Genomic DNA, 10,210 nt, shown 5'->3' on the forward strand with positions numbered 1-10,210 from the left:
GTAAATGTGTCAGCCTAGAATACCATACTGCTATCACTTGATAGCAATTAAGATTATCAATGGTATCAATGGACTAATCGACTGCTACAGATTGATAAGATAACTTACTATCACCTGATAATTTTTGATAGCAAAGTCTGGACTAGATTTTTGCTACGGATTAGTCCAGATAATTCTCATCAACAGATAGCAAACCCTATAAAGTAGATATATCAATATTTATAGCGATTGCTAATAGTTGATATTTTGACTGTTTGCTTCTTGGGCAAAACACCAAGTTTTAATATGCTTATCTGTTATGGCTTTGACCGCTTAGTTTAATTAACTTGACTTGTTTTTTTGGACTGCGATCGTAGTTAGTCCAGATTTTGGGTACAATAGTACCCATTTTTAAGGTGTACCAGTAATTTGATTGTTAGCCCTGCGATTTAGTAAATCTTTTGTTGCTTGAGTAGTGGTTAAACCTGCCTCAAATATCGCCGTCAAAGGTTTTGCTGTTGCGGCAAAAGTGCGGCAGATTTTTAAACTATCTATATCATTGCCGTCTATAAAGTTTAAAGCCAGTCACAGAGGCAGTTCTTAAACGCCTACTATGTGACTAGCTTTTTGATATATATAACATTGATGCTTAACTACTTAGGTCGTCTGACTCTAATGTTGAAAGCCCTTTGCATTGATTTAAGAATAACTGACTTACTGAATATTACTGTCTACCAAAAAGTAGAAGCTCTTCTATATCTTTCAGGGTAGTTAAGAAGTAGTATTGCCTATTCCGAAATCCACTGGCAAACTAACTTACCTTCAATCTCTACCCATGAGGCGAATAACTTAACTCTGCTAGGGGTAGAGATTAGTTTAGATAGCGATTCTTTTTGTTCGGTTAAAGTTTGTTCTTGTACTGCTACTAATGTGTCGTTCATGGATTTCTGAGAGATAACTTTGTATGGATTAACTATCTCTCAAAGCCGCAGTATTCAATGTGATAGCTCATCTAATTAACCCGTGATAGTTGTCACGTTCGACTGGTGATGGTTAATTTTTGGGTTAATTTATTATGATTTGGGCGATCGCCGCTAAAGTTCTATAACTTTGTGTAGATTATTTAGAAGTTTGTGGAAAGCCATAAAGCTCACCTAACTTAGAAGATCGAAGATAGTCTAGGCGTTCTTGATAGGTCATAACCACGTTTGTACCAGCTTGAACTTGCTTAGGGGTCAATACGTGACGGTCTGCCCCACTTTCTTTCGTGTGATTTACAGAATTCTGTGGCTTTGTCTCTTGTGAATCTAAAAGCATATAAATCTTCTCCTGGAGCACTAGGTGCAACCCCAATGTACTCTAGTTTTATCACATCCCTGTAATAATCGGTAGCTGTCTCCAAAGAGCTTAAAATCAGTAGTGGATCGTCATTATTGCAAGGACAGTACTGTAGAGCTACTTTTGACACATACCACATCAACCATTGCCCGATAGGTGCAACTAACCGATTATCTAAGGTCCCTCGACTAATTGGGTTGGATTCCAGATGTTCAACTTCTAGAATATTCTGATGGTCATTTAGAGGGAAAACGCTATAACGTACCAGTCCCCACAGCAAACCATCACAGCTTATTTTAACGATACCTTGATACTCAAAGTCAGTAGAATTCCACAAATCTTTCCAGAAAAAATTCCACGTAGTAGGCATATCCACTTCTTTTGCAGGAGCTACTATAGCTATCTTGTCTCCATTGGGAGTTGAAACTATTACTTGATATGCTCCTATAGCCAAATCAGAACTCACAAACTCTCCTAGTTAAGTATTTATTAATATTTAGTAACTATTGCAATACTCCCGATGTACTTGTGGGCTGTTTTTTTACTAAAGGGGAGGGGGAAATTAATGTTCTAAGTTGCGATCGCCTAAATTCACAATGTCAGTCGTATCGACTGGATCATGGGTATTAAATTGTTCTATATTACCGACCCTTGATCCAGATTCTCGATCCTTGTCTAACCAAGAATCAAATACCCTTGATCTAATAGCGGCAAACTCAAGCTCGTCTGGTTTGAATTGATAAACATTCTCCCCTGCTTTACCGTTAACCTTATCCCTAGAGACTTTGGTTAGTCGTAAGCCTAGACAGCTTAGTAACCTCTGGACAATCAGGATAGGAGAGTCTTTCCTGTGTATGGTTATGCCTAAAGTGTCTTTTAAGTCTGCTCTAGTGGCGATCGCTGTATTAACTATTACCTGCTCAGATTCAGTAAGGTTATTTAGATCGAACTCTCGATCTGGGGTAAGCATATTAGCTAGTTTGATAGCCCCATAGTCACTACCCCTAAAATCTTGATTAGGCTCTAACCACCTATCAATCCCTAAAATCTCAAGTATCTTGACTTTACGCCCGATCAACCGCTTTCTAGCCTTGGGAGTCCATACCCTTGATCTGTTTTTTGGAGATTCTGGATCATGGGTATTGAATTCATTATTATTACCGACCCTTGATCCAGAGTTAGACCCTTGATCTGATTGAAGTAAATTCTCAAGGTTTTTAGTTTCAGACTGGGCTAAATATTCTCTCCCCACTGTCAAATAGTAATGAAGTCTGAATTTAGATTTAAATCCTAAATCATCAGCTTTAACTAAATCAGGGTTAACCTCAATACTGTAGTCATTATGTAACTTGTCCTTTCTGATAACCCTATGCTCATTCTCAGTCTTAGACTTTTTAGCCTTAATTGACTCTAAAACTTTTTGATCTGGTAATTCCACATCAGCGATCGCAGTCCTTTCTACCTCCCAGTTTTGATCACGATTATCTAAAACCTCTTTGTTTAGTTGATCGAGGTTGCCTGATACTGCGATTTTGGTTACGGTATGCCCCGCAGATTCTAAATCTAGTTCGCAGAATTTTCTAAAATTGGCTAATCCTGCATTAGTCTTAGCTGACATTTTTGCCCAAGTCTCCAAGGCGATCAGGTTAGGGTTTAAGTCTATGCCCCTGTCTCCAAAATTTTTAAGTAGGGAGATATTCTTAGCAGTTTGACGGGTGGCTTGGTTAATTAATTCTTGATACTTCGCTGACCCATTGGCGATAAATCCTAGCCCTCTAGTGGCAAACCAAACAAACCTATCGACAGGATCTCTAAGCCTAGCGAGTGTCTGTAGAGTAGAATCTACTGAACTGACCCCACAAAAGAATCCAAACACGGCGTTAAAATGCCCTTTTAGGTTGATAGATACCCCTGTTTCTATGGCGGGTGTGGCAATGACCACGTCGTAATTAACTAGGGTTGTATCTAATCCTCTAGCGATCGCTTGATAGGCGGGGTGATCGGGGTTAGCAATAGTTTTAGAGTCAATTAATAGGGTTTTGAGGTGTGGATACTTCTTATTAAGCATTGCCTCAATGTTGACCCCTGACTGTTTGCCCTTGAATTGTTGGCTGTCAGTATGAATTAATAAGTGATCGCCACTATCTAAACGCTCATAGAGCTTAGACCATACCTGTATAGGATTTTGATAGCTGCTGATATTCCATGACTCAGACTCACTGAATTTATATTGATTAACCACGACATACTGAGACATTGGCTGTCTTAGCTGTTTCTGGACAAAATCGATTGAGAGTTGAGTTAGCCCCGCATCAGACAGAATGATCCGCCCGTACTCACTATTAGCGGTCTGAACAATTAGCTGCTTAATTTGTGCCAATACTTCTAAGCGGTGTTTGTCTATATCGGTTGATGAGTTAAAAGTATGGGCTAAAACCTGTTCGCACTCGTCGATAATGATTAGCGCATCATGCCACTGGGTAGCATCGAACGGCTCTGAACTGTCAGGATGTAAGCTATCGACAACATAGCCCAACCCGTAAATATTGGCTTCTAACCGCTTATCTGATTGTTCAGACTTTGTACCAGTGCTTAACTCATACTTAGTCCTTAACCCGAAATTATTGCATAGCTCTTCAATTAGCTGAGTCCTATGGGTAATGACTAGAACTTTCTGATTTTTGTCTTTTGCCCGTTGCACTTGCTCAAATAAAAACCCCGCCGTTTTGCCCGTGTACATAGGCGATCGCAAAACTACCAGTTTTGCACTGTCAGGGATTACGATATTTTGGCACCATCGCTGATTTAAAACTAGGTCGGGGCTGAGTTGATGCCACTCGCTAGGATTACTGGTAGCTGCGATCGCATTATTTAGGACAGATTCTAAAACTTCCACCCCAGACTGTATTTTTAGGTCGTCTAAGCCCTTGCCTTGGTTAGGGTTCCACACTGCAATGTTTACAGATTTAGCCCCGTGCTTTCTAGCAAAACTTACCCCTGCTCTCTTACCTTGATTAACGGTTATTTTGGCTTTTAGCTTAGTATCCTGATCCAGGGCGATGATGATATTGCGATCGCCTATGTAGGGAATTAGATCAGGGGACTTTAGGCAATTTGCCCCGTAAACTGCGATCGCTACTATGCCCTCTGATAGAGTTGCTAAACTTTTTTTACCGCCCTCAGTGGTTATTAAATTAAGCTCACGATGATCGTTATACCAATCCCAGAAAGACCGAGTTAAAGGTACATCGACACCATAGCGATCGCTTATTTTCTGCCTGATTGATACAGGGATAGGCGGGGTAAATGCTTTGTTACCATTGCCTGTAGGGGTAACGTACCTATAGCCCCTCGGATCGCTTGGATCGCTTAAAACTACTTGCCAGATCGATCTATCTTCATTCTCTAGAAGTAAAGCGTACATATTGGCATTGGCAGAATGTCTAAACCGCTTATAGTCAAAGCCTAAAATGTCATAAAGCTCTGATGACCACTCGCCACTGTAACTCGTGTCAATGTCGCTGATAAACCTAAATTGCTCAAATAAATCTGGATGTATGCCCGATCCTCTGATAAATAGCGATCGCATTTTTGCTTTGAAAGCTTCAAAATCTGGGAGCGATAAAACCTCTATAGGGCGTAAAGCTTGACTAAACATCAGTTTGTCCCCCTTGAGGTAGAGGTAAACCACAGATTAATGAAGTGGCGATCGCACTATGTTCTAGGAATAGCTGTTTATACCTTTCCCTGTCTCTAGGCGTTAATTCTTGCCTTGTAGAAACGAAAATTAAAAATCCATAATCTGACAAACTAATATTTTTACCGTAGTCCATCAGCAATCTAGCGGCTATTTGATGAGGTCTAAGTTTTGACCTGCGTGAGTCATAGCATTCTTTAGCACTTGCTATATTGCTACTTTCTAAGCTATAATTGCCACAAATGAAGCTTAAATTTTTTTCTAGGGCTGGGAAAAGTTGTGTTTTAATCATAGGTAACCGCTCTAAAGGTTAAACCTATCCGCTATCAGTTACGCGCCGTGGAAAGTTTGTAAGCCGATTTTGGATAGGGTGAATAATGAAAGGTCTCAGGTAGAAATGTCTGAGATTTTTCTTTGATTGCCTAAATAACTTTCAGGCGATCGCATGATTATAGAATGCTCTGATTAGCTTAAAAACTCAATACTTTTTATATTAAACCTTGAAACGCTTACCAGATTTACTTTCTAGCTGCCGTAAGCAATAATACTCAGCTAGTTTTTCGTCTTTGACATCTCTAGTCGTTTTGGGTTGTCTAAGAGACCTGGGTTTTCCCCTTGCTGTTTGCAGTAGCCTATCTCCCGAAATATACATAACTCCTACTCCCTTTTCTTGGACGTGCTTATAGTATTCTCTGAATGCTCTAAGGAAAGGAACCCAGAATTTGACATCAAAGATTTTATTTTTTTCAGCTAGACGACAGCTAGTTGCAATCAAGTTGAAGAAAAAAGGACATGATTCCGAAAAAGGGTTTTTACGGTTCTCTAGTCGCTTGTATAACTGGCGTTGTAGGGCTAACCATTGATACAGTCCTAGATCAGGGTCTTGCCTAGATTTTATGGAGTACTCTATAAAACTCTCTTTAAATTCGAGCACCACATCCAACCAATGAATTATGGGGTCATGTGGATAAAGGCTCCTAGCAAATTCATGGCAGCCCTTACAAAGTTCAAGATACGACATAAGGAGTGTGGCAAAGGGTCGCTCTCTCCTAACACTAGGATTATTCAACGGGGCTTTATTAAGGTTGCCAATTCCAAGACGTTCGTAGCCAATCCAATAGCAAGACATGATATAGCGATTATTAAGTGCTATAGCTAATTGTTTTTGGGCAAGATTTGCGCCATCACTAGGAAGATACATGTCTTGAATTCGATCTATCGCATAAGACATTTTGCTCATAGATGTTCCAGTGTATTGATAACCAGTAGAAGTGAGACGAATCGCTTCTATCACATGAACCTTGGTGTCAGAGTACACAACGTCTCCTATGCTGAACATCTCTTACCTCTGATTTGCGATCGCAAGTCTAAAGTTTCAGGATTAACCATTGGTTAACTCACCTCTTTTATTACAAGAAGGTCGCCAACTTCACACTTAAAGTAATCGCAAATAATCCGCACCGTATCAGGGTCAATACGTGCGGTCAAAGGTTGCCCGTTGTAAAGCTTATTTACGGTTGTATGAGAAATTTTTAACTCATTAGCAAGTTTCCTTTGAGTTAAACGGGGGTCTTTATCGACCATTAAATGAGGTAATCGGCTAAACACTTTTCGCATCCTCCAATAGTAATACTATCAATTATAGCTTACAAATGTTCTATATAGTGGTATTTATAGCTGGTTTAGTTCCTAAATAGGATAGTAAACAAAAATTAATTCTATCAAGTGCTTGATTTGTTTCAGATAGTGGACTACATTAAACATAGAAAAAGCGATCGCCTACCACAGCAAAATCGCTTTCTATTTCCTAAACTTATCAACTTATTAATCACTATGACTAATTTGGACAACGATCTTATCAGATCCGAGATCAACCGCCTTAATAGAAGACTCTCAGTTTGCCCCGTAATCATTATTGAAGGGGACGCTCTCAGGATGATTGCCGAGAATCAACCTAACGATAAATTTTATCTTTGGCAAGGTTCAGGTGATTCACCTATCCAAGATGCGATCGACTCCATTAATTCACTTAATCAGGTACTTAACCAAAATGGTAAAGAGGCTCCTAAAGTTATCTCTCCAAGCAAGATTAAAGACTTGATAACCGAGCTTTATGCTTGCACTAATGGTTATAACAAGGTCGCTGGCTTGGCTAGGATTTTGATGTATGCCATAGCTTACAATCCTCATAGTGAGTGTGAGTTTGGAGATGTGATTGATCGCATTAATGATGAGCTTGGTAGCCTTAACAATCAACTTACCAATCTAATTACCGACTTTGGTCATCAACTGACTTAAATCGGCAAAACTTGCCGTTTTGATTATCCCTAGAGTTTGCAAAATCTTCTAGGGTTCTTTTTTTTTGGACTGCAATCATCCGATATCAAGTGATATGAGTTAAAATAATCTGGTAAATGCAAATTAGTTCAGACAATTCTTATCAACAGATAGCTAAAACTACAATCCTTGTCCAGTAATATTTATAGCGATTAGCTGTATTCGATAGATTTTCTCAAGTTAATCAAGAATTTTGCTTAAGTTAATATCCAACAAATTACCCTCTAATACCAAAGTTTTATGCTCAAATCTCAAGAAATTGACCGAAAAGAAACCGAACTCGCAAACCTAGAAAAGCGATTTACAGAACTTCAGACCCCAATTGCTGAACCCCAATTAGACAGCTTTGACGATGTGGAAACAATTCTGCAAGCTCGCCGCCATTGGCAACAATCCGAACGTGATCGCATAGATGAGTTAGCTGCGATCGAAGTGATTCTCCCAAAACAGCGATCGCAACTTGCTACCCAAAAGCAAGACTACGCAGACTTAGAAACTAAAGTCAAAGCAGGATTTGATCAACTTTCAGACAAGGCGATCGAGGTTAATAAAATCTTAAATGATGCTCGTGAAGCGATCGTCAAATTTGAAGAAATGGTACTTGAACAAAGAAAAGCAGGTCATGAGATCGTTTTTGGCTCTGACCCCTATTACAGTCATTACAGATCAGATCTTCCGATTCTGGCAATCACATCTACAAGAATCACTCAATGGGGTCGGGGTGATTTTGACCACTATCAGCGTAGTGGCAAGATGAAAGGGGTAAGAACATGAAGACAGCACCCATCCCCAAAGTAGCCAAGCTACCCCGCCCAATTCTTAATCAATTAGTAAAGCGGTTTGAGTCCTCACATCTGCACGGTTACACCTTCGAGAATCATGCTCAGTGGTTGAAGGACAAAGGGTATCCAATCTCGCGATCGGTAATCCATCGGTTTTGTGGACAACTGAGAGAGGTAAAAGCCTCAAACCCCGACGGTACAGACATTTTAGCCGTATATTTGGATAAGGTGGAACAATCTAGGATTTGTTTGTGATACCTGTTTTGTGACAATTCTCACTAATTTTTAATTCTTACACTGAAATCTTTATCAACTCTTGGCTTTTTGCCTTTAATTAGTGGGACTTTATGGGACTAAGTGGGATTTAGTGATTTGATTAAACTGATTGGGCAATCAAATTTGATAATTTCTGAATAGCCTTACGTTTCGCTTCCCCATCAGTTTTACCAAGAGCATCACCAATTAAATTTCCAACCCACTGAGATTTAGTAACTTGTGTTAACTCACAGATCGCATCAATCTCTTGACACCATGACATCGGAATTTTTGCCGCTACCGATATTTTTGGATCATCAGTTAAATTTATATCCATCGCACTTGTAAACCCCTGTAATCACATTTAGTCTATTTTACCCCGTAAAAATTCATAAACATGGTTTACAACGTCAACCATTAACCCATGACATGGTTGACCATGATCGGGCTAATCAGCAAGACATCGTAAACCGAAAAAATAGGTTTTAGTGCAAGACATCGTTTACCAGAGCTGGAAAACTGTAGACAAAGTAAACTCTTTTGAAAAACTTATCAATCGTGGGATGAGTAACGCAAAATCAACGTTTCAGGCGGTTAGAGATGGAACAGAATTGATAAGTTTTGCTTAACTGACTACTTTTACGAGAGCATCAAAACTGAAAGTATTGATAAATATATGATGTTTACTTGGTAAAATAGCAATTATACCAAGTTAGCCTAGTCTCCATGAAAGTAGAACGGAATGGTCAAGCTGAGATTTTGACCCAAGAGCAGTTACAAGAATTTTTTAATTATTTATCGCCTAAATATCGTGCCATTTTTGCGATCTGTTTATTTTCAGGATGTCGAATTAGTGAGGCTCTTAGCCTGAAAACGGAAGATATTTCTAACGGCGTGATTGTATTCCGTAAATCGGTTACCAAGGGTAAGCTCAAAACAAGGGAGATCGATATCAATCCAAAGTTGCAAAACTATCTTGAAGCGGCGGATCTACCTAAAAATGGTTATATTTTCCCGTCTAAGAGAGATGCTGAGAAACCAATGTCTAGTCAAGCGGCTGATGAGATGCTGAGAAAATATTGTGATTATCTTGGTTTTGAGGGTGTGTCAACCCATAGTTTTAGACGTACTGCTTTAACCATGATGTCTGCTAGTGGCATACCGCTTAGGACTATTCAGGAAATATCAGGTCACGCAAGTCTGGCGACTCTACAGCGTTATCTCGAAGTTACTCCCAATCAGAAAAAAGAGGCGATCGCTGTGATTGGGTTCTAAGTGTCATTGTGAATTTAGGAGATCGCCGTACAAAGACAATCAAAAAACTTAACTGATCCTTTTCCAGTATCCCCTTGCAATTGGTTGCCAAACTTGATCAGGATAAGATTTTAAGCCCCGATCTATATCACGCTTAGAATTTTTACTATTTATATTGATGCCGAGATATTCAAGCATTTCCTTGGTAGTCAGTTCAGTACCTACAGGATGGGTATCAGGACTAGGGATATTTTTAACTTGTGGCACATACTCAACTGGGCTAGGCTTTACACTACTGCCATCAATTGATTTAGCCTGACCACTGGCAGAAGCGATCAGGCTCTCAACTTTTTTTAGTAGCTCAGACTCAAAGCTAATTAAGTCATCTTTAGTAATGTAGCTAGTATCACTTGATAGGATACTTTCAGGATAATGCTTTAACCCTATTTCTAGTAATGTCTCTACCAGAGTATTCATGATAATTTTGCTATCACTTGATAGCTTTTTAATCTGATTGTGCAGATCAGGGTTAACCCTTGCGTTGAGTTGTTTGTCCATAACCCGTAAT

At 39.4% G+C, this 10,210-nt stretch carries 12 protein-coding genes; 4 read left to right on the forward strand and 8 right to left on the reverse strand.

Going from position 1 to position 10,210, the window contains the following annotated elements; all coding sequences use genetic code 11:
* Window positions 1–767: 767 nt before the first annotated feature.
* The 6 genes from SYN7502_RS20370 to SYN7502_RS21530 form a co-directional block, all read right to left on the reverse strand.
* A complete protein-coding gene (locus SYN7502_RS20370) occupies window positions 768–920 on the reverse strand; it encodes a hypothetical protein (protein WP_015146400.1) in 153 nt (50 codons plus the stop codon).
* Window positions 921–1,207: 287 nt separating this feature from the next.
* On the reverse strand, window positions 1,208–1,687 hold the full coding sequence (locus SYN7502_RS17955; protein WP_210391439.1) for a hypothetical protein: 480 nt from the start codon (window positions 1,685–1,687) through the stop codon (window positions 1,208–1,210).
* Between the two features lie 192 nt (window positions 1,688–1,879).
* Complete coding sequence (locus SYN7502_RS17960; RefSeq protein ID WP_015146402.1) at window positions 1,880–4,975, reverse strand: plasmid replication protein, CyRepA1 family; 3,096 nt, start codon at window positions 4,973–4,975, stop codon at window positions 1,880–1,882.
* The gene (locus tag SYN7502_RS17965) at window positions 4,968–5,306 is read right to left on the reverse strand and encodes a hypothetical protein (RefSeq protein ID WP_015146403.1); all 339 of its coding nucleotides are present in this window, start codon (window positions 5,304–5,306) and stop codon (window positions 4,968–4,970) included. The genes SYN7502_RS17960 and SYN7502_RS17965 overlap by 8 nt, the downstream gene beginning before the upstream one ends.
* Window positions 5,307–5,507: 201 nt before the next feature.
* Window positions 5,508–6,245 (reverse strand): hypothetical protein, encoded by a 738-nt coding sequence (locus SYN7502_RS17970; protein WP_210391438.1) that lies wholly within the window; start codon window positions 6,243–6,245, stop codon window positions 5,508–5,510.
* 161 nt (window positions 6,246–6,406) lie between these two features.
* The gene (locus SYN7502_RS21530; protein ID WP_015146405.1) at window positions 6,407–6,631 is read right to left on the reverse strand and encodes a helix-turn-helix domain-containing protein; all 225 of its coding nucleotides are present in this window, start codon (window positions 6,629–6,631) and stop codon (window positions 6,407–6,409) included.
* 129 nt (window positions 6,632–6,760) lie between these two features.
* Here SYN7502_RS21530 and SYN7502_RS17980 point away from each other — a divergent pair, with 129 nt between their 5' ends.
* The 3 genes from SYN7502_RS17980 (at window position 6,761) to SYN7502_RS17990 (ending at window position 8,388) form a co-directional block, all read left to right on the forward strand.
* Window positions 6,761–7,312 (forward strand): hypothetical protein, encoded by a 552-nt coding sequence (locus tag SYN7502_RS17980; RefSeq protein ID WP_041430392.1) that lies wholly within the window; start codon window positions 6,761–6,763, stop codon window positions 7,310–7,312.
* Window positions 7,313–7,591: 279 nt separating this feature from the next.
* Window positions 7,592–8,125, forward strand: coding sequence for a hypothetical protein (locus SYN7502_RS17985; protein WP_015146407.1), 534 nt, complete (start codon window positions 7,592–7,594; stop codon window positions 8,123–8,125).
* Window positions 8,122–8,388 (forward strand): phage protein Gp27 family protein, encoded by a 267-nt coding sequence (locus SYN7502_RS17990; RefSeq protein ID WP_015146408.1) that lies wholly within the window; start codon window positions 8,122–8,124, stop codon window positions 8,386–8,388. Before SYN7502_RS17985 ends, SYN7502_RS17990 begins: the two co-directional genes overlap by 4 nt.
* Window positions 8,389–8,509: 121 nt before the next feature.
* On the opposite strand, the gene SYN7502_RS17995 is transcribed toward SYN7502_RS17990, so the two are convergent.
* Window positions 8,510–8,725, reverse strand: coding sequence for a hypothetical protein (locus SYN7502_RS17995; protein WP_015146409.1), 216 nt, complete (start codon window positions 8,723–8,725; stop codon window positions 8,510–8,512).
* Window positions 8,726–9,114: 389 nt separating this feature from the next.
* On the opposite strand from SYN7502_RS17995, the gene SYN7502_RS18000 reads away from it, so the two are divergent.
* Entirely contained in the window at window positions 9,115–9,663 is a 549-nt protein-coding gene (locus SYN7502_RS18000) for a tyrosine-type recombinase/integrase (protein WP_015146410.1), read from the forward strand.
* Window positions 9,664–9,711: 48 nt separating this feature from the next.
* Here SYN7502_RS18000 and SYN7502_RS18005 read toward each other — a convergent pair whose 3' ends face one another.
* A complete protein-coding gene (locus tag SYN7502_RS18005) occupies window positions 9,712–10,200 on the reverse strand; it encodes a hypothetical protein (protein ID WP_015146411.1) in 489 nt (162 codons plus the stop codon).
* Window positions 10,201–10,210: the final 10 nt, after the last annotated feature.

This window comes from Synechococcus sp. PCC 7502 (assembly GCF_000317085.1).
Classification (GTDB): domain Bacteria; phylum Cyanobacteriota; class Cyanobacteriia; order Pseudanabaenales; family Pseudanabaenaceae; genus PCC-7502.